This is a genomic window from Streptomyces sp. AM25, from assembly GCF_058146165.1.
Window position 1 is genome coordinate 103204 of sequence record NZ_JBKIWN010000016.1, and the last position, 22566, is coordinate 125769.

Here is a 22566-nt window from a genome sequence, read left to right on the forward strand (position 1 = left end):
GACGTGCCGGAAACGACCGTGCGCGCCGGTGGTGCCGATGTCCGGCTTGCCGCCGACTACTTCCACAGCTATTCCGTCGTCGGCCTCCTCGCGGTGATCGGAGTCCTCTTCGTCGCCGTGGCCTTCGGCGCCGGGCGGCTGCTGCGGCCCGTGGTGCCGACGCCGGAGAAGCTGCTGACGTACGAATGCGGGGTGGACCCCGTCGGGGAGGGCTGGGCGCACACACAGGTGCGCTACTACGTGTACGCCTTCCTGTACGTGATCTTCGCGGTGGACTCGGTCTTCCTGTTCCCCTGGGCGACGGTCTTCGCCGCGCCGGGCTTCGGCGGGGCCACGCTCGTGGAGATGTTCGTCTTCCTCGGCTTCCTCGCCGTCGGCCTGCTGTATGCATGGAAGAAGGGCGTCCTGGAATGGACGTGACACCTGTGACTCCCGCGACCCCCGTCGACCTCCCCGAGCCCCGCCGCCTGGGGACCCTGGCCCGGCTGGCGCCCGAACCCATGAAGGTGATCCTCAACTGGGGCCGCCGCTACAGCCTGTGGGTCTTCAACTTCGGTCTGGCCTGCTGCGCGATCGAGTTCATCGCCGCGTCGATGGCCCGGCACGACTTCATCCGCCTCGGCGTCATCCCGTTCGCGCCCGGCCCGCGGCAGGCGGACCTCATGATCGTCTCCGGCACGGTGACGGACAAGATGGCCCCGGCCGTGAAGCGGCTGTACGAGCAGATGCCCGAGCCGAAGTACGTGATCTCCTTCGGCGCCTGCTCGAACTGCGGCGGCCCGTACTGGGATTCGTACTCCGTGACGAAGGGCGTGGACCAGATCATCCCCGTCGACGTCTACGTGCCCGGCTGCCCGCCGCGCCCCGAGGCGCTGCTGCAGGGCATCCTCAAGCTCCAGGAGAAGATCGCCGAGGAGTCGCTCGGCAAGCGGTACACCACGGACGCGCCGGTCGCGGCGCTGCGCAGCGGCCTGGTGACCCCGCCGCCGGCGCCCGGGGGGCGGTCCCGGTGACGACCATCGGCTGGCTGCCGGAGTCCCCCGACGAGCTCTTCGGCGCGGGCGCGACCGCGGAGGAGGCGTACGGCCTGCTCACGGTGGACGTCCCCGCGGAGTCCTGGATCACCGCGCTCGAGACCGCCCGCGACCGGCTGGGCTGCACGTTCTTCGACTGGCTGAGCGCCGTGGACGAGCCCGGCACGGGCTTCCGCGTGTGCGTGCACGTGGTGGGCCTCGCGGGCGGGGTGCACCGGCTGCTCGTCCGTACGACGGTGCCGCACGAGGCGCCCGTCCTCCCGACCGCGATCGGCGTGTACGCCGGTGCGGAGTGGCACGAGCGCGAGACGCACGAGATGTTCGGCGTGGACTTCGCGGGCCACCCGCACCTGGTCCCGCTGCTCCTCCCCGAGGGTTTCGAGGGCCACCCCCTGCGCAAGGACTTCGTCCTGGCGGCACGCGTGGCCAAGGCGTGGCCCGGCGCGAAGGAGCCGGGCGAGCCGGCGGAGGGCGGCCCGAAGCGCCGCCAGATGCTCCCGCCGGGCGTCCCCGACCCCAACGAATGGGGCCCCCTGAAGGGCCAGCTCCCCCCGGCCCCCGCCCGCCCGGCCCGCACCCCGCGCGCCGCGGCGGCCTCCGCCGACCGCCCGCCCCGGCGCACTCGTACGGCAGGGGAGGGCTCGGCGAGCCAGGGCACTGCGGCTCCCGCTGCGCGCGAGGGCTCGGCGACCCAGGCTGCGGAGGGCGCTGCTCCGGCGCGCCGGACGCGGAGTGCCGGCGAAGGCTCGGCAAGCCAGGCGGCTGCCGCCCCGGCGCGCCGCACCCGCAGCGCCTCCGACGGCTCGGCGAGCCGGCAGCCCACCCCGGCAGAACCGGGCCCCGCGGCCCCGCCGCACTCGTCGGACGCCCCGTGGCACCACGCCCGCCCGGCCTTCGACGAGGCCGCGGCCGACGCTCCCGAACGGACCGCGGTGCCCGAGCCGACCCCCGGTGCCGGTGCACCGGACACGACACCCGAGCCGGCTTCCGGCTCGGCCACGAACGAACCGGCCGCGGCGCCGGAACGGCGTACGTCCGGCGAACCCGCCGCAGCCGAGCCCGGCGAGGGCCGACGCGAGGATGCCCCCGCCGGGGGCGACGACGCGGCCCCCGGGCCCGACGCAGGCGAGTCGGCGGAGCCGGGTACTCCCGACCAGCCCGCCGCAGGCGAACCCGCGGAGCCGGCCGACCCGGCGGCAGCCGACCCGGCCCCGGCACCCGAGCCGCCCTCCGGGCCCGCCGCAGGCGACCCCGGCGCAGCCGGCAACCCCCCGGAGGGGACCCCCGAGCCCGGGCCCGCCGCAGGCGAACCGCCCGCCGCAGGCGAACCCCGCCAGAACAACCCCGCCGGAGGCGACACCGCATGAGTGGCACTCTCGACGTCGTCCTGCGCCTGCTCGCCGTGTTCGTCGCGTTCATCGCGCTGCCGCTGATCGTCGGGCAGACCGAGCACAAGGTCATGGCCCACATGCAGGGGCGCCTGGGGCCCATGTACGCCGGCGGGTTCCACGGGTGGGCGCAACTCGTCGCCGACGGCGTGAAGTTCGTGCAGAAGGAGGACGTCGTCCCCGCGGGAGCGGACCGGCGGATCTTCCAGCTCGCGCCCGCCGTCGCGCTGCTGCCGTACCTGCTCGTGCTCATCGCGATCCCGGTCGGACCGGGCAACGCCGTGGGGCAGTTCGTCGACGCGGGGATCTTCTTCGTCCTCGCCGTCATGGGCGTCGGCGTCCTCGGCTCGCTGATGGCGGGCTGGGCGTCGGCGAACAAGTTCTCCCTGCTGGGCGGCCTGCGCACGGCCGCTCAGCTGATGGCCTACGAGCTGCCGATGCTGCTCGCCGCCGCCTCGGTCGCCATGGCGGCCGGCACCGTCTCGCTGCCGGGCATCGTGGAGGCCTTCCACTGGTGGTGGGTGCCCTGGCAGATCGTCGGCGGACTGGTCTTCTTCACGGCCGGCCTGGCCGAGCTGCAGCGGCCGCCGTTCGACATGCCGGTCGCCGACTCGGAGATCATCTTCGGTGCGTACACCGAGTACACCGGCCTGCGCTTCGCGATGTTCCTGCTCGCCGAGTTCGCGGGCATCGTGGTCCTCTGCGCCCTGACGGCCGTCCTCTTCCTCGGCGGCTGGCACGGCCCCATGGGGGCCGACGGCCTCGGCTGGCTGTGGACGCTGCTCAAGACGGCCGTGCTCGCCTTCGTCGTGATCTGGCTGCGCGTGAGCTATCCGCGGCTGCGCGAGGACCAGCTGCAGAAGCTGGCCTGGACCGTGCTCATCCCGCTCGCGCTCGCGCAGATCGCGCTGACCGGCATCGTGAAGGTGGCGATCCAGTAATGCCCGTCCCCGGCTCCGGCCTCGCCAAGGGCCTCGCCGTCACGCTCCGGACGATGACCCGGCGCTCGGTCACCGCCCAGTACCCGGACGTGCAGCCCGAACTGGCCCCCCGCACCCGCGGGGTCATCGGCCTGTTCGAGGAGAACTGCACCGTCTGCATGCTGTGCGCCCGCGAGTGCCCGGACTGGTGCATCTACATCGACTCCCACAAGGAGACGGTGCCCGCGGCCACCCCCGGCGGCCGCGAACGCAGCCGGAACGTCCTCGACCGCTTCGCGATCGACTTCGCGCTGTGCATGTACTGCGGCATCTGCATCGAGGTGTGTCCCTTCGACGCCCTGTTCTGGTCGCCGGAGTTCGAGTACGCAGAGACGGACATCCACGAGCTCACGCACGAACGCGACCGGCTCCGCGAGTGGATGTGGACCGTTCCCGAGCCGCCCGCGCTCGACCCGGCGGCCGAGGAGCCCAAGGAGATCGCGGCCGCCCGCAAGACGGCCGAGAAGCTGGCAGCACAGCAGGCCCAGAAGGAAGCGGAGGACAGCGCATGACCGGTCACGCGCTCGCCGCGCAGGCGCCCGGCTTCCTCTCCCCGTCCGGCGTCGAGGTCGCCTTCCTCCTGGTCGGCATCGTCACCCTCGGCGCGGCCCTCGTCACCGTCACCACCCGGCAACTGGTGCACGCCGCCCTGTGGCTGGTGGTGGCGCTCGGCGGGCTCGCCGTGGAGTACCTGCTGCTGACCGCGGAGTTCATCGCCTGGGTGCAGGTGCTGATCTACGTCGGCTCCGTCGTCGTGCTCCTCCTCTTCGGGCTGATGCTCACCAGGGCCCCCATCGGCCGCTCCCCGGACGCCGATTCGGGCAACCGCTGGGCCGCCCTCACGGTGGCCGTCGCGGCCGCGGCCGCGCTCGTCTGGGTCGTCGTGGACGCCTTCCGGACGACCTGGATCGACCTGCGCGGCTCCCCGCAGGGCACCACCGCGGTCACCGGCGACATCCTCTTCCGGCACTGGGTGCTGCCGTTCGAGGCCCTGTCCGTCCTGCTGCTCGCCGCGCTGGTCGGCGCGATCGTCCTGTCCCGCAAGGGACGCGCAGAAGGCGGAGAAGCAGCAACCGGAGAAGGGGAGCAGCACTGATGCATCTCGTCTACCCGGCCGTCCTCGCCGCCCTCCTCTTCTGCGTGGGCCTCTACGGCGTGCTCGCCCGGCGCAACGCGATCCTGGTCCTGATGTCCGTCGAGCTGATGCTCAACGCCGTCAACCTCAACCTCGTCGCCTTCGACGTGTGGCTGCGCGACACGCTCCACGCCGGACAGGCGCTCACCCTCTTCGTCATCGCCATCGCCGCCGCCGAGATCGGCATCGGCCTGGCGATCGTCCTGCTCGTCCACCGCAACCGCGGCACCGCCGACATCGACCGGCTCCGCGATCTCAAGGAGACGCCGGACGACCGCCCCGAACGCCCCGAGCAGGACCAGCAGAAGGCGGAGGCCGCCGCGTGACGACCACGACCACCGCCGTTCTCGTCCCCCTGCTGCCCTTCCTCGGAGCCGTCGCGGGCCTGCTCACCGGCCGCCGCGCGCCCGGGTTCGTCCGGCCGCTCGCCGTGCTGCCGACCGTGGCCGCGGCCGTGCTGGCCGTCGTCGTGGCCTGGCAGCAGGGCGGCGGCAGGGCGATCGACGCGGCCACCCGGCTCACCCCGACCGGCTCCGTGCCCATCGACCTCGCCCTGCACCTGGACGGCTTCGCCGTGCTCGCCGCCGTCCTCGTCGGCGTCGTCGCCACCTGCGTCCAGCTGTACTCGACGGCCTACCTGCGCAACGACCCGCGCTACGCCTCCTACGCGGCCCTCGTCTCCCTCTTCACCTCCGCGATGCTGCTCGTCGTCTACTCCGGCGACCTGATGGTGCTGCTGGTCGGCTGGGAGGTCATGGGCATCTGCTCGTACTTCCTCGTCGGCCACTACTGGGAGACCAAGGAGGCGCGCGCGGCGTCCCTCAAGGCCTTCCTGGTCACCAAGCTCGGCGACGTCCCCTTCCTGATCGGCATCTTCGCGCTGGCCGCCGACGCCGGGACGTTCCGGATCAACGGCGTCCTCACCGCCGCCGCGAACGGCGGCCTCGCGCACCCCACGCTGGTCGCGCTGCTGCTGCTCGCCGGAGTCGCGGGCAAGTCCGCGCAGTTCCCGCTGCACACCTGGCTGCCCGACGCGATGGCCGGCCCCACCCCGGTGTCCGCGCTGATCCACGCCGCGACGATGGTCGCCGCCGGTGTGTACGTCGTCGCCCGGCTGCTGCCCGTCTTCGCCGCCTCCACGGCCGCACTCGTCGTGCTCGCCGTGATGGCCGCCGCCACCATGGTCGGCTCGGCGCTCGCCGCGCTCGCGCAGGACGACATCAAGCGCGTCCTCGCCTACTCGACCATCGGCCAGCTCGGCTACATGACCGGCGCCCTCGCCGTCGGCGACCGCAGCGCCGCCGTCTTCCACCTCCTCACGCACGGTGCCTTCAAGGCGCTCCTCTTCCTCGGGGCAGGCGTGATCATCCACGCTGCCGGCACCAACTCGCTGTCCGCGATGGCCCGCACGGGCGGCCTCGCCCGGCGCATCCCGGACGCGTACTGGACGATGACCGTCGCCCTGCTCGCGCTCGCCGCGATCCCTCCCTTCAGCGGCTTCTTCTCCAAGGAGGCCGTCCTCGGCGCCGCGGAGCACGCCGCCCGCGGCGAGGCGTCCGGCATCCCCGGCGCGGCCGGCTGGACCGTGCTGGCCGCAGGGCTGCTCACCGCCCTGCTCACCGCCGCCTACGCCGGCCGCCTCTGGCTCATGGCCTTCCGCGGCTCGGGCCCCGAGGCCGCGGACCACGGCCGGGAGCCCGTCGCCATGAACGCGGTGCTCTGGGTGCTGTTCGTGCCGGCCCTCGCGCTGGGCCTGGCCGCGTGGAAGCTGCCCGACTGGTTCGGCGGACACGCGCTGACCCCGACCCTCACCACCTCCGTCCTCGGCACCGGCTGTGCCCTGCTCGGCCTGGCCGCCGTCCATGCGGCCTGGCGCCGTTCCCGCGCGCTCACCGCCGCCGTCCCCATGGGCGCCGTGGCCGCCGACCCGGACGCCGCCCCCTACGTGTCCGAGACGGAGACCATCGCCACCCACGAGCAGGCCTACGGCAGCATCGCGGGCGCGCAGGACCCCGGTGACCCGGGCCGGCTGCTGCTCGGCCCCCTGCACCGGCACGCCGCCGCCGGCTTCCACCTCGACGCCGTGTACTCCGCGCTGTTCGTCCGGCCCACCCGCGCCGCCGCCCGCCTGGCGCAGTTCCTCGACCGCGAGGTCGTCGAGACCTACGTGCGCGGTGCCGCCTCCGCCCCCGGGCTGCTCGGTGCCGCCGTGCGCCGGGCGCAGACCGGCAATGTGCAGACCTACCTCGGTGCCCTGTTCGCCGGCTCCGTCGTCCTGGCCGTCGCCGCCGTTCTCGTAGCCACCGGAGCCTGACCGTGAGTCATACCGTTCTGCAGATCCTCCTCGCTGCGATCGTCGTCGTCCCCCTCCTCGGAGCCGTCGCCGCGCTGCTGCCGGCCCCGCCCGGCCTGAAGGGCAGGAGCCCCGAACAGGCCGTGCTCCGGCACGGCGTCACCGTCACCGGCGCCGTCCTCGCGCTGTCCGTCGCCCTGGCCGCCGGCTTCGACCACGGCCACCCGGCGCGGATGCAGGCGACCACGGACGTGAGCTGGATCCCGGCCCTCGGCATCCGGATCCACCTCGGCGTGGACGGCGTCTCCCTCCCCCTCCTCGTCCTGACCGCGCTGCTGACCTTCCTCTGCGCGCTGTACAGCTACTTCCGCATGCCCGCGGGCCCGTCTCCCAAGGCATACGTCGCGCTGATCCTCGTGCTGGAGTCCGGCACCCTGGCGAGCTTCGCGGTGCTCGACCTGGTGCTGTTCTTCCTGGCGTTCGAGATGGTCCTCGTCCCGATGTACTTCCTCGTCGCCCGCTGGGGCGGCGAGGGCCGCGAGCGCGCGGCCTGGCGGTTCATCCTCTACACCGTGCTCGGCTCGGTCGTGATGCTGCTCGGCCTCCTCCTCGTCGGCATCAAGGGCGGCACCTTCGACATGGTGGCACTCGCCACTGACAACGGCTCGAAGCTGAGCCACACGACGCAGCTCATCGCAGCTCTGGCCATCGGTGTCGGACTGGCCGTCAAGGCCCCGATGTGGCCCCTGCACAGCTGGCTGCCCGACGCCCACACCGCCGCCCCGACCACGGGGTCGGTGCTGCTCGCGGGCGTGCTGCTGAAGATGGGCACGTACGGGTTCGTCCGCATCATCCTGCCGGTCACCCCCGACGGGGCCCACACCCTGGCGCCCTACCTCGCCGCCTTCGCGGCCGTCGGCATCGTCTACGGCTCCCTGGTCTGCCTCTCGCTGGCCCGCTCCGGGGCGAAGGGAGACCTCAAGCGGCTGATCGCCTACTCCTCCGTGGGCCACATGGGCTTCGTCCTCCTGGGCATCGCCACCCTCACCCCCACCGGGGTCAACGGCGCCCTCTTCGCCAACATCGCCCACGGCCTCATCACCGGCCTCCTCTTCTTCCTGGTCGGCGCGATCAAGGACCGCTACGGCACCAGTGACCTCGACGCCCTCTCCGGTGCCACCGGCGCGGCCCTCTACGGCCGGGCCCCCCGGCTCGGCGGCCTGCTGGCCTTCGCCGCCGTCGCCTCCCTCGGGCTGCCCGGACTGGCCGGCTTCTGGGGCGAGATGCTCGCCATGTTCGGCTCGTTCCACCCGGCCGACGGCCTCAGCCGCCCCGCCTACCTGACGTTCATGGCCCTCGCCGGCCTCGGCACCCTGCTCACGGCCGCCTACATGCTGGTCGTCGTGCGCCGCGTGTGCATGGGGGAGAAGGCGCAGGAGACCCCCGCCCTCGCGGACGTCCGGACGTACGAGTTCGCCGCCTGGACCCCGCTCGTCGCCCTCACCGTCCTCGCCGGACTCTGGCCCGCGGCCCTCCTCGGCCTCACCGACCCGGCCGTACAGCAGCTCCTCCGAGGAGGCAACTGATGGGCTCCCTCGTCCAGTCCGTCGACTGGCTCGCCATCGCCCCGCCCACCGTCACGGCCCTCGTGGCGCTGGCCGTCCTGGTCGCCGACCTCTTCCTGCCGGAGGAGCGCAAGCCGCTCCTCGGGCGCATCGCCGTCGCCGGACTGGTGCTGGCCGGGCTGAGCCTGCTCCCGCTGCTCGGCGGCGACCGCTCCACCTTCTGCCTGACGACCGGCACGCGCGTGTGCAGCTACACGGCGGACCACTTCACCCTGGTCATCCAGTTCCTCGTGCTGGGCGGAGCGCTGCTGACCGCGCTGCTCTCCTTCAGCGCGCTCGACGATCTCAAACTCCCCCATGGGGAGTACTGGTTCCTGCTGCTGTCCTCCGCCGCCGGGGCCGCGCTGCTGCCCGCCTCCCGCGACCTCGCCACGCTGGTGGTCGCCCTGGAGGTCGCGTCCCTGCCGGCCTTCGCCCTGGTGGGCCTGCGCCGCGGCGACAGCCGCTCCTCCGAGGCGGCACTGAAGTTCTTCCTGTCGTCGGTCACCGCGACCGCCGTCACCCTGCTCGGCGTCAGCTTCGTCTACGCAGCCACCGGCACTCTGCACCTCGCCCAGGTCGCCGAGGGCCTCACCCACGTCGACCCGCGCCTGGCCACCCTCGCCGAGGCGGGCGTCGCCCTCACACTCGTCGGCTTCGCCTTCAAGACCGCGGCCGTCCCCTTCCACTTCTGGGTGCCCGACACCTACGCGGGCGCGCCGCTGCCCGTCGCCGCGTACCTGTCCGTCATCGGCAAGGCGGTCGGCTTCACCGGCCTCATCCTCGTGACGGTCCTCGGCTTCCCGTCGTACGCCGACGTGTGGGGGCCGGCCCTCGCCGTCCTCGCTGCCCTGACGATGACCATCGGCAACGTCGCCGCCCTGCGCCAGCGCCCGGAGCGCGACCGCAGCGCCGTGCGGCTGCTCGCCTGGTCCTCGGTCGGCCAGGCCGGCTACCTGCTGGTGCCGATCGCCGCCGCCGGCTACGCGGGCGGCCCGGGGCACGCCATCGGCTCCACCGTCGCGTACGCCCTGATGTACGCGGCCGTGAACCTCGGCGCCTTCGCCGTTGCCGCGCTCGTCGCCCGCACGAGCCCGGACAACCGGATCACCGACTACCGCGGCCTCTACGCCCGCCGCCCGCTCGCCGCGCTCGCCCTCGGCTTCTTCCTGCTCTGCCTGGCCGGTCTGCCGCCGGGCGTGATCGGCCTGTTCGCGAAGGTCACGGTCTTCACGGCGGCCGTGGACGCGGGTCTGGGCTGGCTGGCGGTCGTCATGGCCGTCAACGTCGTCATCGCGCTCTACTACTACCTGCAGTGGACGGCGCTGCTGTTCAAGCCTGCCGACGGGGAAGCGGAGGCACCGCAGTCCGCCGGCCGCATCCCGCTGCCCCTGGCCACCGCCATCGGCCTGGCGGCCGTCCTCGGCGTGGCCCTCTCCGGCGCCCCGCAGCTGGTCCTGCGCTTCGCCTCGGGGGCGCTGCTGTAGGCCGCTTCGGGGCGCGCTCACCCGAACGGGGCAGCTCCGGTGCGCGTGCACAAGGGAACTAGCGGCCTCCGTCTGGCGTTGACCAGTTCGAAAGGTTCCACTGGTTCAAGGGTTCCCCTGCCGCACCACTTGGAGGGCGTACCGTGCACCGCCGGCACAACGGGCTCAGGACGGCCGTGCTCCTCGGGGGGCTGTCCGCGCTCATCATCGTCATCGGCAGCTTCTTCGGCCGCGGAGGTCTGGTCGTCGCGCTCCTGGTGGCGCTCGGCACCAACGCCTACGCCTACTGGAACAGTGACAAGCTGGCCCTGCGCGCGATGCGTGCCAGGCCCGTCAGCGAGTTCGAGGCCCCCCAGCTCTACCGCATGGTCCGCGAGCTCTCCACTGCCGCGCGCCAGCCCATGCCGCGCCTGTACATCTCCCCGACGGAGGCCCCCAACGCCTTTGCCACGGGCCGCAATCCGCGCAACGCGGCGGTCTGCTGCACGGACGGCATCCTGCGCCTGCTCGACGAGCGCGAGCTGCGCGGCGTCATCGGCCACGAGCTCAGCCACGTCTACAACCGGGACATCCTCATCTCCTCCGTGGCCGGCGCCCTGGCCTCGGTGGTGATGTTCCTGGTCAACTTCGCCTGGCTGATCCCCTTCGGCCGCAACGAGGACGACGAGGGCCCCGGCATCCTCGGCATGCTGCTGATCATGATCCTGGGCCCGGTCGCGGCCTCGCTCATCCAGCTGGCCGTCAGCCGCTCCCGGGAGTACGAGGCCGATGCCTCCGGCGCCCGCCTCACGGGCGACCCCCTGGCCCTGGCCTCGGCGCTGCGCAAGCTGGAGGCGGGCACCCAGCGCCTGCCGCTGCCGCCCGAGCCGCGCCTGGAGACCGCGAGCCACATGATGATCGCGAACCCGTTCCGGGCCGGGGAGGGCATGTCGAAGCTCTTCTCCACGCACCCGCCGATGGGTGAGCGCATCGCCCGCCTGGAGCAGATGGCCGGCTACCACCGGCCGTAGCCGGGAGCTCAGGCCTTGCCGAAGCCGTCGAGTCCGGTGAAGCCGTCGGCCCCGCCGACGTCGTCGACGAGCGTGAAGTCGCTGCCGCTGGCGAAGGCGACGGTCTGGCCGTTGAAGGTGCCCCCCTTGCAGACCAGCGTGTAGTAGGGCTGCGTGGGCAGCCCGCCCTTGATCACGCCGAGCCTGCCCTTGCCGTTGACGCAGCTTCTGAAGTCCGTGCCCGTCGGGACGACGGCGGAGGCGGAGGCTCCGAGTGCGCTGAGGGCGACCAGCACCGCGGCGACGACGGCGGGGCGGACCGCCCGGGCCCGTACGGGCCTGCGTATGGACATGGGGACTCCTCGCGAAAAGCGCAGGGTTGCGACACGCCCACCATGACCGGCCGCCCCGCCGGACGCCTCGCTGCGTTACCCCATTCGGGGGCAGCGGGCCGGAGGGTCAGAGGGGCAGGAACGCGTCGAGCCCGGGGTCGTGCGCGAGCACCAGGCCGGTGTTCACCTCGTAGAACCAGCCGTGCAGCCGCAGCCGGCCGTCGGCCAGACGCTCCCGGACGGACGGGTACGTGCGCAGCCGCTCCAGCTGTACGCGCACGTTGCGCTGCACCGCCGCGTGCACGCCCGGGTCGCCCTCGTGCCCGAACCGGTCCAGGCCGTCCGGCAGCTGGGAGTTGAGCCAGCCCGCGACGGCCGGCACGGCGGTCAGGTCCTCGCCGCGCACCCGGGCCCCCACCGCGCCGCAGTGCGAGTGGCCGCACACGACGACGTCCGGCACCCCGAGCACGTCCACCGCGTACTCGACGGTCGCGGACTCGCCGCTGGGCCGGGCGTCGTCGTACGCGGGGACGGCGTTGCCGGCCGTCCGCAGTTCGAACAGCTCGCCCGGACGGGCGCCGGTTATCAGGGACGGTACGACCCGGGAGTCGGAGCACGTCACGAACAGCGCCGTGGGCGACTGCCCGTCGGCGAGCCGCCCGAACTCGGCGCGCCTGCGGGCGTTGCGGGCGATGCGCTGTTTCAGCGTGCGGGCGTGTTCGATGAAAGGCTGCATGAGGTTCCCCCTGGGTGCATGCCGATGCCGACGATACCCAGGAACTGCCCTTGCAGGACTGGTGATATGCCTGGTTCCGGAAGGTGCGCGGGTGGGCAGGCGCCGCATTGCCCGCTCACCCGGACGGTGGCCATGGGGCTGCCGGTCGGTCCGTGAAGTGCGTTCCTGGGATCAGCACACCTGCGACCGAGGAGGCACCGTGTCCGGCAAGTTCGAGATGTACGAGGACAAGTCCGGGAAGTACCGCTACCGGCTCAAGGCGGGCAACGGCGAGATCATCGCCGTCGGCGAGGCCTACAACTCGAAGTCCGCCTGCGAGAAGGGCATCGAGTCCGTGAAGCGCAACGCACCGAGCGCGGAGGTCAAGGAGGTTCCCCGGGACGCCCGCTGACCAGGGGCGGTCTTGAACGGCTCTCGTGAGGCGGGCCGGAATCGCCTGGGGAGACCCTGCCGGGCAGGGACACGCTCACCCGTCGGTCTCGCGCTCATCGGCCCGGGCACGAAGGTGCGGTGCCGGGTCCGGCGTCACTCCCCGACCAGGTCGGGGTCGGCAAGCCCCTCGACCACCTCACGTGCCACGTCGTGCAACGGCTGCTGGTGTGAGCGTGCATACCCGCGCAGGCGGGCGAAGGCGTCGTCCACCGTCATCGTCCGACGCACCGCGAGGATCCCCTTGGCCTGCTCGATGATCACCCGGCTGGTCAGAGCCCGTTCCAGCTGGGCGGTGAGGGTTCGGCTGCGGTCGGCCTCCCACGCGCGCCGCAGGGTGACGGAGGTGAAGTCCGCCATCGACTGGCCGAGGGTCAGGGTCCCCTCGGGAAAGGCGCTCTGTCGCGCGCCGGTCAACAGCACGAGCGCGCCGGCGGTCCCGGGCCGTTCGCGCAGGGGCAGGGCTGCCACGCGGGTGTAGCCCAGGCTCAGGGCCCGCGGGGCGTAGCGCGGCCAGCGCTGTCTGACCGGGCCGTTGTCGAGGGCCGCCTGAAGCCGGAACCCGTGGGCGAGCCGGCAGTCGTGGCCAGGACCCTCCTGCCAGCCGTCGGCGTCGCGCTCCAGCCGGGACACCTCCGGCTCGGACGCCGCCACGTGCGTGATCCCGTGCCTTCCGGGGGTGAACACCACGGCGGCGGCGTCGGCGCCGAGCAGGCTCGGGCTGTGGTGTGCGAGGACCGAGAGGGTTCCGGGAACGTCCGTGGGGCCGTCCGTCGTATCACCCGCCAGGGCCACGAAGACGTCGGCCAGCCGTTGCTCGGGCGTCATGGCGTCTCTCCCCAGTCGAGTTCTGGGACACCGCGCAGAATCCTCCGCGCGATCACCTCGGTGGACACGTTCTCGGTGAATGCCCGGGCCTTGATGAGCGCCAGGGCGTCGTCGGCGGCGCAGCCGATCCGTGCGGAGAGCATGCCCGCCGCCTGCTGCACAGCCGCTCTCAAGTCGGTGCCGCCGTAGAGGTCCGGGTCGGCGTCGGGGCCGAGCAGCACGATGCGGGTGAGGGCCGCGGCGACATCGGTGAGACGGACCGACCCGGCGAGGGTGGGGTGGGGGTCGAACACTGCGAGCGCGCCGATGCAGTCGTCCTGCGTCCGGAGCGGAACGGCGGTCACCGAGGTGATGCCCAGGGAGGACAGCGCCGGTCCGTAAGCGGGCCAGCGGGTCCCGATCGACCGGCCCGACGCATGAACCGGGCTGCGCCCCGACGCCGCGTCCCGGGACGGGCCCTCGCCGAGCACGTACTCCAGGTCCTGGGCGGCGCGGGACTGTTCGTCGGACGCGGCGACCGCGAGCTGGTTGTGGCCGGAGTCGACCAGGGTGAGCGCCGCGCCGCCCGAGCCGCACGCCTCCGCGACGCCGGCCATGAACCGGGGCTGGGCACCTCGTCCGGCCCACTCCGCCGTACGGCGGGCGAACGACTCCTGGAGGGCGGCCGAGGAGCGGTGGCATGCGGCCGTGCGGCGGTGCATCGCCGCGATCTGTGCGTACATCCTGCGTCCGGTCTCCGCGGCCAGCCGTTCATGCCGCTCGGCTGCCGCCTCGGCCCGGTCCGCGCGCTCCAGGGCCCGGACCGCGCGATCTCGCGCCGTTGTCGCCAGACTGCGGGACTCGTCGTGCCCCGGCGGGTTCATGTTTGAAGACTAGGACGTGGCGTCGTCCGTGTCGTGGTTTCTGCTTTCTTCCATCAGCAGGACGACGCCTCCGTTGTGGCCGTCGAACGGGGAACAGAACACGTCGCACATGATGGACCGGCCGATGCGGCTCAGCGCCTTGATGCTGAACGGCCCGGAACGTTCACGGGTCTCGAGGCAGACCCGTACGACGGGTTGCAGTTTCTCGGTGGGCAGCCCGAAGTCCAGTGCGAAGAACTTCTCGCCCAGGACCTCGTCCGTACGCAGCCCCCACAGGTCGACCGCGCCTCGGTTCCAGCCCTTGACCTTCAGCTCGCGGTCCAGGACCACCACGCCCGCCTCGATGCTGGTCAGGACGGCTTCCAGGAAGGCCCTGGCCTCGTCCAGCTCCTCGGTGCGCATGCGCATCTCGTCGTTCATGGTCTCCAGTTCCTCGTTGCCCGACTGGAGTTCCTCGTTGGTGGTCTCCAACTCCTCGTTGGTCGACTGGAGTTCTTCGTTGGTGGTCTCCAGCTCCTCGATGCTCGACTGGAGTTCTTCGTTGGTGGTCTCCAGCTCCTCGTTGGTGGAGTGGAGTTCCTCGTACGCCGTCTCCAGATCCTCGCGCACCCGCTTGATCTCGGCATTCAGCTGGGTGGCCACCGTGACGTCGATGAAGGAGATGGTGGTGGCGGCATGCAGACCGTTGGGCCCGGTGAGCGGCTGGATGATGATGTCGAAGTACTGGAGATCCTCACCCGTCCTGCGTTCCACCCGGTTGACCCGCAGGGTCCGGCGTTCGTGCGTGGCCTGGTCGATCAGAGAGCGGAGTTCGACCGGCCGGTAGGAGATCTCCAGGTCCTGGAAGGGGCGGCCGACATCGGTGGCGGCCAGGCCGAACTGGATCCTCGCCTGGCTGTTGATCACCACGACGGTTCCGTCGTCGTCGACGGCGATCGACGGGGTCGGGCCCGCGTCGAGGATCATGTCGCGCAGCTGGCGGTTGCGCGACACCGAGTGCACTTCGGTGCCCCCGCCGATCCTGAGCTTCGAGGGAGCCGGGTGGTACGGCAGCCCGGAGTCGCCGACGTGGCGCCGGAAGATCCGCTCCCGCATGTTGACCACGTCGAACCGCTCGGCGTCGTTCAGCAGCATCTCGGCCTTGCCGAGGAAGAGGAAGGCGTTCTTGCGCAGGGCGAAGTGGAAGCGGTCGATGATCTTGATCTGGGCCTCGACGTTGAAGTACATCAGCGTGTTGCGGCAGATCAGCAGGTCGAGCCGGGAGATCGGGGCGTCGCTGGTGATGTCGTGCCGACCGAAGATCACCCGGCGCCGCAGATCGGGGCGGAAGCCGAACTGCGCGCCGTTCTGATCGAAGTACGTCTGACGCAGTTCGGGGGGAAGCGGCTCCAGTGACTTCTCCGGGTACAGTCCCGAGCGTGCCTGGCGCAGCGCTTCCTCGTCGATGTCCGTGGCGTAGATCTTGACGCGGCGCAGGGACTCCTCGAGGCCCAGCACCTCCGCGAACATGATGGCCAGGGAGTAGGCTTCCTCGCCGCTGGAGCAGCCGGCGCTCCACACCCTGATCTCCTGGTCGGGCGTGAGGTCGGTGAGCAGCTCGGGGATGACCTCGTGCTGGAGGAAGTTCCAGGCGTCGGGATCGCGGAAGAACGACGTGACGTTGATCAGGATCGTGTTGAAGAGGGCGCCGAATTCGGACGCGCTGGTTTCGAGGAGATCCTGGTAGTCCTGGTAGGAGCGGATGCCCACGTCGGCCATCCGCTTGCGGACGCGCCGGCCCAGGGTGGAGCGTTTGTAGCCGGTGAAGTCGAAGCCGCGGGCGTCCCTGAGGAAGGCGAGCAGATTCTCCAGCGCCTCGTCGGGCTGTGCGCGCTCGGGTTCTGCCATCACTGCCTCTTAGTCTCGACAAGCCCGCGGACGACTGCCGCGATTTCCTCAAGGGGTAGCACGAAGTCCGCCGCTCCGGTGTCCACCGCCGCCTGCGGCATTCCCTTGAACTCGGCTGTCAGCGGGTTCTCGGCGATCACCGTGCCGCCCCGCGACTTCACGGCGTCCACGCCCATCGCACCGTCGCTGCCGGATCCGGTGAGCACGCACGCGATCGCCCGGGGCCCGTAGGCGCCGGCGACCGATTCGAAAAGGAGGTCTGCGGAGGGCCGTACGAAGTGGACGAGTTCGGTGTCGGACAGCGTCATGACGCCGTCGGAGCTGATGAGGAGGTGCCGGTCGGGAGGGGCGATGTAGACGGTGCCGGGCAGCGCGTACTCCCCGGTCTCCGCGAGCTTGACCGGAAGATCACAACGGCGGGCGAGGATGTCGGCGATCACCGTCTTGTGCCGGGGGTCGAGATGCTGGACCACGAGCACGGGCACCGGAACGACCGGGCCCAACGCCTCCAGGAGCACGGCCAGGCCGTGGACGCCACCAGCGGACGAAGCAACCGCGACGATGGCGTAGCCGTCCCCTGGGGACTGGTCGACCGTCACACTGGCGAGCCTAGCGGACCTCCGAAGGACGGGGGCGTTTGTGCCGATACCGTTCGGGCGTGGAGAATGTTTGGCGCATACCGCCTCAGCGGACGAGGTCCCCGCGTGGCCGAGTCGCCGGGCCTGCACCAGGTCGTGGGGGAAGGCGGCGACCACGCCCGAAGTAGAGTATGTGTTCGATTTTCTTGGCATGTCGACTGCGACGCCTCCTACGCGGCGCTCACGGATGTGACTCAGCGCTATAGGTGTCCCGATTGAGCGTTTAGGCGGTCGAGGCCCTCAACGCCCGGTGTCCCTTCATGTCGATGCTGTCGATGCGGGAGGCCTTTGCCTACGCCTCCCCGAACGAGCGGTCGGCAACCCACGCTGCACTCGCCGAAGTGCGCAGCCGGTTCGAACGCGTCATCACCGAGGGCCCCGGCCCCGCTCGGGTCACCTACTTCGACGAGGCCAAGCTGATCGTGGACACGGGTATTGCCCGTGGCCGGCTCGGCCAAGCAGGCGCCGCCGAGCCGCTCGTTGCAGACGCCCTGAGACGCGCCCACCCCGACAACAACCGCGGCCGTGCGTTCCACTCGTTCACCACGGCCGCCACCGCCGGGTGCCGCAGCCGCACGACGTGATGCTCCCAGCGCCGCCCGTCGGGCTGCTCGACATCCACAAGGCACAGGTTCACCCAGGGATTTGTGTATGTCTGCCGCTCGCCGTGGGTCTTCCACCGCATGCGTGATACCCCTCTCGCCGTCGGCCGCCAGCGTCCCAGAGGCCTGGTCAGTGCGGGGAAGGCGTTGCCCGGGCTTGAGGAGGGTTACCGCCGGCGAGCTCCTGCACGGTCGCGGTTCTCGGCCTGCCGGCGGCTGACCGGATCAGACGTTCTACCTGCGAGAAGGAGCAACCGAAGCTCAGCTCTACGGCGTCTCAGTGGCCGGAGAACCGGTCGCGTGGAAGGCTGTCAACTATGAGGTTCATCCTGAATATCGTCTGGCTGGTCCTCTGCGGGCTGTGGATGGCCATCGGCTACTGCATCGCAGGCCTCATCTGCTGCGTACTCATCGTCACGATCCCGTTCGGCATCGCCAGCTTCCGTATCGCCTCGTACGCCCTGTGGCCTTTCGGCCGCACGACGGTCGAGCGGCGTGACGCGGGTGCGGGTTCGTTCCTCGGCAATGTCATCTGGATCGTGTTCGCAGGCTGGTGGCTCGCGTTGGGCCACATCTTCACCGGAATCGCGCTCTGCTGCACGATCATCGGCATTCCGCTGGGCATCGCCAACTTCAAGCTGATCCCGATTTCGCTGATGCCGCTCGGCAGGGAAATCGTGTCCACGGACGAGGCGTTCGGGCGCTGGTAGCAGCGAGCCGGCGGCCCGCATGCGGAAAGGGCGCGTCGGGGACGGCGGAACCGTCCCTGACGCGCCCTCTTCGGGTCGCTGCAACCGGCAGTCGTCTAGCGGTAGTTGACGAACTGCAGGGCGAAGTCCAGGTCCTTGCCCTTCAGCAGGGCCTGGACGGCCTGGAGGTCGTCGCGGCTCTTGGAGGAGACCCGCAGTTCGTCGCCCTGGACCTGGGCCTTGACGCCCTTGGGGCCCTCATCGCGAATGATCTTGGCGACCTTCTTCGCGTTCTCCTGGGAGATGCCCTCCTCGAGCGAGGCGAAGATCTTGTACTCCTTGCCGGAGGCCTGCGGTTCGCCCGCGTCCAGGGCCTTCAGCGAGATGCCGCGCTTGATGAGCTTGGACTGGAAGACGTCGAGAATCGCGTTGACCCGCTCCTCGGAGTTGGCACGCATCTCGATCTTCTCGCCGGACCAGGCGATCGACGCACCGACGTTCTTGAAGTCGTAGCGCTGCGAGATCTCCTTGGCGGCCTGGTTGAGGGCGTTGTCGACCTCCTGCCGCTCGACCTTCGAGACGATGTCGAAACTGGAGTCGGCCATATTGAGTTGGCTCCTCGTACATAGATCCATCAGGGGAGCGGCCCGGTGGCACCCGGGCCGGTGGCCGGGGACGGCCGCGCCGCCAGCCTAGTCATCCCGGCCCGCACAGGGGTGCTCTGAACCGAGTGGCGGACCACCCCTGGTCATCGGGTATGGTTTACGTCGTTGCTCCGGGGGATCTCGCAAGGGACCCGAGGCGACAACCCATGGCGGTGTGCCCGAGTGGCCAATGGGAGCGGACTGTAAATCCGTCGGCTTAGCCTACCCAGGTTCGAATCCTGGCGCCGCCACCGGACAAGGCCCCCGATCTTCGGATCGGGGGCCTTTCCGTTTGCGGCACGGCCCGGCCCGGCGCGGCCTGCGGATCAGGCCCCCGACGCCTTTGCAACCGCTTCCGCCACCGGCGTGTCGCCGCCGGTCAGCTCCAGCGTCCGGCCCGCCGTCCCGGGCTCGTCCAGCAGCGCCGCCAGCACGGCCGCCACGTCGTCGCGGGTGACGTCGCCCCGGCCCGTGGCGTCCGCCAGGGCCACCAGGCCCGTGCCCGGCCCGTCCGTCAGGCGTCCCGGGCGCAGGATCGTCCAGTCCAGGCCGGGCCGGGAGCGGACGTCCGCGTCGGCGGCGCCCTTCGCGCGCAGGTACGCGGCGAAGACCGGATCCGTGCCCTCCGGGGGCTCGTGGTCGGCGCCCATCGAGGAGACGACCACGAAGCGGCGCACCCCGGCCGCCTCGGCCGCATCGGCGAAGAGCGAGGCCGCCGCGCGGTCCACCGTGTCCTTGCGTTCCGTGCCGCTGCCCGGGCCCGCGCCGGCCGCGAACACCGCGGCGTCGGCGCCCTCCAGATGCCGTGCCACATCCCCGACCGTCGCCGACTCCAGGTCGCACACGACCGGTTCGGCACCTGCCGCGAGCAGATCGCCCGCCTGTTCCGTGCGGCGGATGACGCCCGCCACTTCGTCACCGCGCGCGGCGAGCAGCCGCTCCAGCCGCAGCGCGATCCGACCATGTCCACCTGCGATGACAATGCGCATGATCCGACCGTAGCCCGCTACCGGCGGTCAGGCCGGGTCCGCGCCGCGCGGCGCCTGCCGCGGCAGGTCCAGGGCCACCGCGGCCTGGGCGTCGCAGAACTCCCGTACCGCGCTCGTCCTCGCCACCACCCGCCCCCGGTGCACCACGAGCCGGCTGTATCCCAGCGACAGGACCCCCGCGATCCCCCCGCCCCGCACCGCCAGCAGTTCCGCGGGGAACCCGGCCTCCACCCGCACCTCCGGCAGCCCCATCGCCGCGCGGGCCCGGCCGGCCACGGCCTCGTACGCCCCGGCGGGCGGCAGTTCGGCCCGCGCGGCCAGCAGGAAGGCGGCCTCCAGGGGGTCGCCGCGGCCGACCGGGTTGGCCGCGTCCCGCAGGGCGCCGCTGCCCGCCGCGATCCGCACGCCCGCCGCCCGCAGCAGCCGCACGGGCACGGCGGCCGCACCCCGTGCGGCGGGGCAGTCGCCCTGCGGCAGGCACACCACCGTCACGCCGGCGGCGGCGAGTTGCTCGGCCGCCCGCACGGCCTGGTCGTACGGCAGCCGGCCCAGGCCGCCGCAGGGGCCGAGGGCGACGCCCGGGCGCAGCCGCCCCGCCATGGCGGCCAGCCGGGCCAGGCGGACGGGGTCCTCGCCGTCGGTGTGCAGGTCGACGGCGCAGCCGTACTCGGCGGCGACGTCCAGCACGGCCTCGGCGTAGCCGGTGGGGTCGGGGTCGAGGTCGGGGCAGCCGCCGACGGCCGTGGCGCCCATCTTCACCGCGTCCCGCAGCATGGCCAGCCCGTCGGCGCCCGCCACGCCCGTCAGCAGCCGGGGCACGGCCACGGCGGACAGCTCCGTGAGCCCGCGCAGCGTCCGGCGGGCCTGGAGCACCCCCTCCAGCGGGCGCAGGCCCTGGACGTCGCCGATGCGGACGTGGGTGCGCACCGCCGTTGCGCCGTGGCCGAGTTGCAGCAGGGCGGCCTCGGTGGTGCGGCGCTGGACGTCCTCGGCGGAGTGCGGGACGGGGCCGCCGAGGTCGGCCGTCAGCGCGGTGTCGCAGTGGGCGTGCGGCTCGGCGGGGGCGGGCAGCAGCAGGTAGCCGCCCAGGTCGACGCGGGGTCCGGGTGCGAGGCTGCCCGCCGTGCCCACGGCCTCGATGCGCCCGCCGCTCAGCCGCACGTCCACGATGCGGCCGTCGGCCAGCCGCGCGCCGCAGAGCAGCAGCGCACCGTCGCCGGCGGACAGCGGCGCGGGCAGGCCGCCGGGCGGGCTGCTGGCGTCGCCGTCGGGGTTTCTGGCGGGCTGCGGCTGACTGTCGGGCATCGCGCTCCTCCGGGGGCCGGGGCATGCATGATCACGCAGCGTGGTCCGAGCGTAGGACGCCTGTGCAGCCGCTTCGAGCAGGCGCCGAATAGTCGTACCGGTGTGGCCCGCGCGTCGTGCCGGGACGGGGGCCGCGGGGGTGGCCCGATACGGATTTCACCTTCGGCGGCAGACCGTGTAATGTCTTCCTCGCTCGCCCCAATAGCTCAGTCGGCAGAGCGTCTCCATGGTAAGGAGAAGGTCAACGGTTCGATTCCGTTTTGGGGCTCTGGTGCGAGAGGTTTCCCCGTCTTCGGACGGGGAATCCCTCCCGCATCACAGCGGTGTAGCTCAGTCGGTAGAGCAAGCGGCTCATAATCGCTGTGTCACCGGTTCAAGTCCGGTCACCGCTACACACAGTAGCCGATTGTGGGGTCGGTCCTCCGGTCGGCTACTCTTGTCTGCGTTAATCCGTCCATCCGTCAAGGAGCACTCACGTGGCTGCCACCGACGTCCGCCCGAAGATCACGCTGGCCTGCGTGGAGTGCAAGGAGCGGAACTACATCACCAAGAAGAACCGGCGCAACAACCCGGACCGACTTGAGATGCAGAAGCACTGCCCGCGTTGCAACGCCCACACGGCGCACCGCGAGACTCGCTAAACGCATACGTCGTCACATGAGGCCGTCCCCATTCTGATGGGGGCGGCCTCGTGGCGTATCCAGACGTACCCAGGTGTATCCATGGGTGTACCCATGGCGTACCGAATCCCCCAGTCCAGGAGGTGCCGAGCGATGCCGCTCGACCAGTCCTTCGTCGGACGGACCTATCCGGCCACCGACCCGTACGAGGTCGGGCGGGAGAAGATCCGCGAATTCGCCGAGGCCATCGGTGACGCCAACCCGGCGTACACCGACCCCGAGGCCGCCCGCGCGCTCGGGCACCGCGACGTGATCGCCCCGCCGACCTTCGTGTTCGCCATCACGTACAAGGCCGCCGGCCAGGTCGTCGAGGACCCGCAGCTCGGGCTGGACTACAGCCGCGTGGTGCACGGCGACCAGAAGTTCGCCTACAGCCGCCCGGTGTGCGCGGGCGACCGGCTGACGGTCGTCTCCACCATCGAGTCGATCAAGTCCCTCGCGGGCAACGACGTGCTGACGATCCGTGGCGACGTCCACGACGAGAACGGCGAGCACGTGGTGACCGCGGAGACCAAGCTGGTGGCGCGCGCCGCCGAGGAGGCGTGATGGCCGCCAAGGTCGCTTACGCGGACGTCGAGGTCGGCATGGAGCTGCCGGCGCAGACCTTCCCCGTCGCCCGGGACACCCTGGTCCGCTACGCGGGCGCGTCCGGCGACTTCAACCCGATCCACTGGAACGAGAAGTTCGCCAAGGAGGTCGGGCTCCCGGACGTCATCGCGCACGGCATGTTCACCATGGCCGAGGCGATCCGCGTGGTGACCGACTGGGCCGGCGACCCGGCGGCCGTCGTCGACTACGGCGTGCGCTTCACCAAGCCGGTCGTGGTGCCGAACGACGACAAGGGCGCGCTCCTCGAGGTCAGCGCCAAGGTCGCGGCCAAGCTGGACGACGAGGCCCGCACGGTCCGCGTCGACCTGGTGGTGCGGTGCGCCGACCAGAAGGTCCTGGGCATGTCGCGGGCGGTCGTCAAGCTCGTCTGAGGCGCACGGTAAGGGGCGCCCGCAGTAGCGGGCGCCCCTTACCGTGCGGCCCGG

General features: G+C 71.6%; 26 protein-coding genes, 3 tRNA genes and 1 pseudogene. 20 read left to right on the forward strand and 10 right to left on the reverse strand.

All coding sequences use genetic code 11. From position 1 onward, the window contains the following. Positions 1–3: 3 nt before the first annotated feature. The 11 genes from ACLHRZ_RS22530 to htpX all read left to right on the forward strand — a co-directional run bounded on the left by ACLHRZ_RS22530 (position 4) and on the right by htpX (position 10931). On the forward strand, positions 4–420 hold the full coding sequence (locus ACLHRZ_RS22530; protein WP_336413104.1) for an NADH-quinone oxidoreductase subunit A: 417 nt from the start codon (positions 4–6) through the stop codon (positions 418–420). Beyond that, positions 411–1013 carry an NADH-quinone oxidoreductase subunit B gene (locus ACLHRZ_RS22535; protein WP_490420305.1) on the forward strand — a complete coding sequence of 201 codons (603 nt, stop codon included), beginning with the start codon at positions 411–413 and terminating at the stop codon, positions 1011–1013. Before ACLHRZ_RS22530 ends, ACLHRZ_RS22535 begins: the two co-directional genes overlap by 10 nt. Beyond that, on the forward strand, positions 1010–2401 hold the full coding sequence (locus tag ACLHRZ_RS22540; RefSeq protein ID WP_490420306.1) for an NADH-quinone oxidoreductase subunit C: 1392 nt from the start codon (positions 1010–1012) through the stop codon (positions 2399–2401). Before ACLHRZ_RS22535 ends, ACLHRZ_RS22540 begins: the two co-directional genes overlap by 4 nt. Then, positions 2398–3363 carry a complex I subunit 1/NuoH family protein gene (locus tag ACLHRZ_RS22545; RefSeq protein WP_490420307.1) on the forward strand — a complete coding sequence of 322 codons (966 nt, stop codon included), beginning with the start codon at positions 2398–2400 and terminating at the stop codon, positions 3361–3363. The genes ACLHRZ_RS22540 and ACLHRZ_RS22545 overlap by 4 nt, the downstream gene beginning before the upstream one ends. Continuing rightward, a complete protein-coding gene (locus ACLHRZ_RS22550) occupies positions 3363–3914 on the forward strand; it encodes a NuoI/complex I 23 kDa subunit family protein (RefSeq protein WP_490420308.1) in 552 nt (183 codons plus the stop codon). Before ACLHRZ_RS22545 ends, ACLHRZ_RS22550 begins: the two co-directional genes overlap by 1 nt. Further along, the gene (locus ACLHRZ_RS22555) at positions 3911–4498 is read left to right on the forward strand and encodes an NADH-quinone oxidoreductase subunit J family protein (protein WP_490420309.1); all 588 of its coding nucleotides are present in this window, start codon (positions 3911–3913) and stop codon (positions 4496–4498) included. The genes ACLHRZ_RS22550 and ACLHRZ_RS22555 overlap by 4 nt, the downstream gene beginning before the upstream one ends. Beyond that, a complete protein-coding gene (nuoK, locus tag ACLHRZ_RS22560) occupies positions 4498–4863 on the forward strand; it encodes an NADH-quinone oxidoreductase subunit NuoK (RefSeq protein ID WP_336413098.1) in 366 nt (121 codons plus the stop codon). Before ACLHRZ_RS22555 ends, nuoK begins: the two co-directional genes overlap by 1 nt. Then, the gene (locus ACLHRZ_RS22565; RefSeq protein WP_490420310.1) at positions 4860–6851 is read left to right on the forward strand and encodes an NADH-quinone oxidoreductase subunit 5 family protein; all 1992 of its coding nucleotides are present in this window, start codon (positions 4860–4862) and stop codon (positions 6849–6851) included. Before nuoK ends, ACLHRZ_RS22565 begins: the two co-directional genes overlap by 4 nt. A 2-nt stretch (positions 6852–6853) precedes the next feature. After that, entirely contained in the window at positions 6854–8416 is a 1563-nt protein-coding gene (locus ACLHRZ_RS22570; RefSeq protein WP_490420311.1) for a complex I subunit 4 family protein, read from the forward strand. After that, complete coding sequence (locus tag ACLHRZ_RS22575) at positions 8416–9921, forward strand: NADH-quinone oxidoreductase subunit N (RefSeq protein ID WP_490420312.1); 1506 nt, start codon at positions 8416–8418, stop codon at positions 9919–9921. Before ACLHRZ_RS22570 ends, ACLHRZ_RS22575 begins: the two co-directional genes overlap by 1 nt. Positions 9922–10064: 143 nt before the next feature. Then, entirely contained in the window at positions 10065–10931 is an 867-nt protein-coding gene (htpX, locus tag ACLHRZ_RS22580; RefSeq protein WP_490420313.1) for a zinc metalloprotease HtpX, read from the forward strand. 8 nt (positions 10932–10939) lie between these two features. Here the strand turns inward: htpX and ACLHRZ_RS22585 are convergent, their stop codons facing one another. Next, positions 10940–11263 (reverse strand): hypothetical protein, encoded by a 324-nt coding sequence (locus ACLHRZ_RS22585; protein WP_490420314.1) that lies wholly within the window; start codon positions 11261–11263, stop codon positions 10940–10942. A 106-nt stretch (positions 11264–11369) separates the two neighbouring features. Further along, on the reverse strand, positions 11370–11978 hold the full coding sequence (locus ACLHRZ_RS22590) for a carbonic anhydrase (protein ID WP_490420315.1): 609 nt from the start codon (positions 11976–11978) through the stop codon (positions 11370–11372). Positions 11979–12177: 199 nt separating this feature from the next. Here ACLHRZ_RS22590 and ACLHRZ_RS22595 point away from each other — a divergent pair, with 199 nt between their 5' ends. After that, positions 12178–12369: a YegP family protein gene (locus ACLHRZ_RS22595; protein ID WP_490420316.1), complete on the forward strand. Its 192-nt coding sequence runs from the start codon at positions 12178–12180 to the stop codon at positions 12367–12369. Positions 12370–12503: 134 nt separating this feature from the next. On the opposite strand, the gene ACLHRZ_RS22600 is transcribed toward ACLHRZ_RS22595, so the two are convergent. From ACLHRZ_RS22600 to ACLHRZ_RS22615, 4 genes are read right to left on the reverse strand one after another with little or no spacing between them, the layout of a single operon-like run. Further along, entirely contained in the window at positions 12504–13235 is a 732-nt protein-coding gene (locus ACLHRZ_RS22600) for an ANTAR domain-containing protein (protein ID WP_490420317.1), read from the reverse strand. Beyond that, entirely contained in the window at positions 13232–14098 is an 867-nt protein-coding gene (locus tag ACLHRZ_RS22605; protein WP_490420318.1) for a GAF and ANTAR domain-containing protein, read from the reverse strand. The genes ACLHRZ_RS22600 and ACLHRZ_RS22605 overlap by 4 nt, the downstream gene beginning before the upstream one ends. A 9-nt stretch (positions 14099–14107) precedes the next feature. Further along, positions 14108–15985 (reverse strand): CheR family methyltransferase, encoded by a 1878-nt coding sequence (locus ACLHRZ_RS22610; protein WP_490420319.1) that lies wholly within the window; start codon positions 15983–15985, stop codon positions 14108–14110. Next, on the reverse strand, positions 15985–16584 hold the full coding sequence (locus ACLHRZ_RS22615; RefSeq protein WP_490420320.1) for a chemotaxis protein CheB: 600 nt from the start codon (positions 16582–16584) through the stop codon (positions 15985–15987). The genes ACLHRZ_RS22610 and ACLHRZ_RS22615 overlap by 1 nt, the downstream gene beginning before the upstream one ends. A 299-nt stretch (positions 16585–16883) precedes the next feature. Here ACLHRZ_RS22615 and ACLHRZ_RS22620 point away from each other — a divergent pair, with 299 nt between their 5' ends. Beyond that, positions 16884–17207, forward strand: a complete 324-nt coding sequence (locus tag ACLHRZ_RS22620) for a hypothetical protein (protein ID WP_490420419.1) — start codon at positions 16884–16886, stop codon at positions 17205–17207. Here ACLHRZ_RS22620 and ACLHRZ_RS22625 read toward each other — a convergent pair. Next, a pseudogene (locus ACLHRZ_RS22625) lies at positions 17126–17308 on the reverse strand (NUDIX hydrolase); the annotation flags it as partial. The gene ACLHRZ_RS22620 and the pseudogene ACLHRZ_RS22625 overlap by 82 nt on opposite strands. 234 nt (positions 17309–17542) lie before the next feature. Between ACLHRZ_RS22625 and ACLHRZ_RS22630 the strand changes: the two are divergent. Continuing rightward, positions 17543–17935, forward strand: a complete 393-nt coding sequence (locus tag ACLHRZ_RS22630) for a YccF domain-containing protein (protein WP_490420321.1) — start codon at positions 17543–17545, stop codon at positions 17933–17935. Positions 17936–18030: 95 nt separating this feature from the next. On the opposite strand, the gene ACLHRZ_RS22635 is transcribed toward ACLHRZ_RS22630, so the two are convergent. Further along, the gene (locus ACLHRZ_RS22635) at positions 18031–18519 is read right to left on the reverse strand and encodes a YajQ family cyclic di-GMP-binding protein (protein ID WP_490420322.1); all 489 of its coding nucleotides are present in this window, start codon (positions 18517–18519) and stop codon (positions 18031–18033) included. Positions 18520–18727: 208 nt separating this feature from the next. Here ACLHRZ_RS22635 and ACLHRZ_RS22640 point away from each other — a divergent pair. Next, positions 18728–18809 (forward strand) — tRNA-Tyr (locus ACLHRZ_RS22640). Between the two features lie 75 nt (positions 18810–18884). Here ACLHRZ_RS22640 and ACLHRZ_RS22645 read toward each other — a convergent pair. Both ACLHRZ_RS22645 and ACLHRZ_RS22650 read right to left on the reverse strand, forming a co-directional pair. Further along, on the reverse strand, positions 18885–19547 hold the full coding sequence (locus ACLHRZ_RS22645; RefSeq protein WP_490420323.1) for an NAD(P)H-binding protein: 663 nt from the start codon (positions 19545–19547) through the stop codon (positions 18885–18887). 27 nt (positions 19548–19574) lie between these two features. Beyond that, positions 19575–20852: an amidohydrolase family protein gene (locus tag ACLHRZ_RS22650; protein WP_490420324.1), complete on the reverse strand. Its 1278-nt coding sequence runs from the start codon at positions 20850–20852 to the stop codon at positions 19575–19577. Between the two features lie 195 nt (positions 20853–21047). Between ACLHRZ_RS22650 and ACLHRZ_RS22655 the strand changes: the two genes are divergently transcribed. The 5 genes from ACLHRZ_RS22655 (at position 21048) to ACLHRZ_RS22675 (ending at position 22512) form a co-directional block, all read left to right on the forward strand. Then, positions 21048–21120, forward strand: a tRNA-Thr gene (locus ACLHRZ_RS22655). 51 nt (positions 21121–21171) lie between these two features. Then, positions 21172–21244: transfer RNA gene (locus ACLHRZ_RS22660), tRNA-Met, on the forward strand. An 84-nt stretch (positions 21245–21328) separates the two neighbouring features. Further along, positions 21329–21493: a 50S ribosomal protein L33 gene (gene rpmG, locus ACLHRZ_RS22665; protein WP_490420325.1), complete on the forward strand. Its 165-nt coding sequence runs from the start codon at positions 21329–21331 to the stop codon at positions 21491–21493. A 132-nt stretch (positions 21494–21625) separates the two neighbouring features. Then, on the forward strand, positions 21626–22078 hold the full coding sequence (locus ACLHRZ_RS22670; protein ID WP_490420326.1) for an FAS1-like dehydratase domain-containing protein: 453 nt from the start codon (positions 21626–21628) through the stop codon (positions 22076–22078). Then, positions 22078–22512 (forward strand): MaoC family dehydratase, encoded by a 435-nt coding sequence (locus ACLHRZ_RS22675; protein WP_490420327.1) that lies wholly within the window; start codon positions 22078–22080, stop codon positions 22510–22512. Before ACLHRZ_RS22670 ends, ACLHRZ_RS22675 begins: the two co-directional genes overlap by 1 nt. Positions 22513–22566 lie beyond the last annotated feature (54 nt).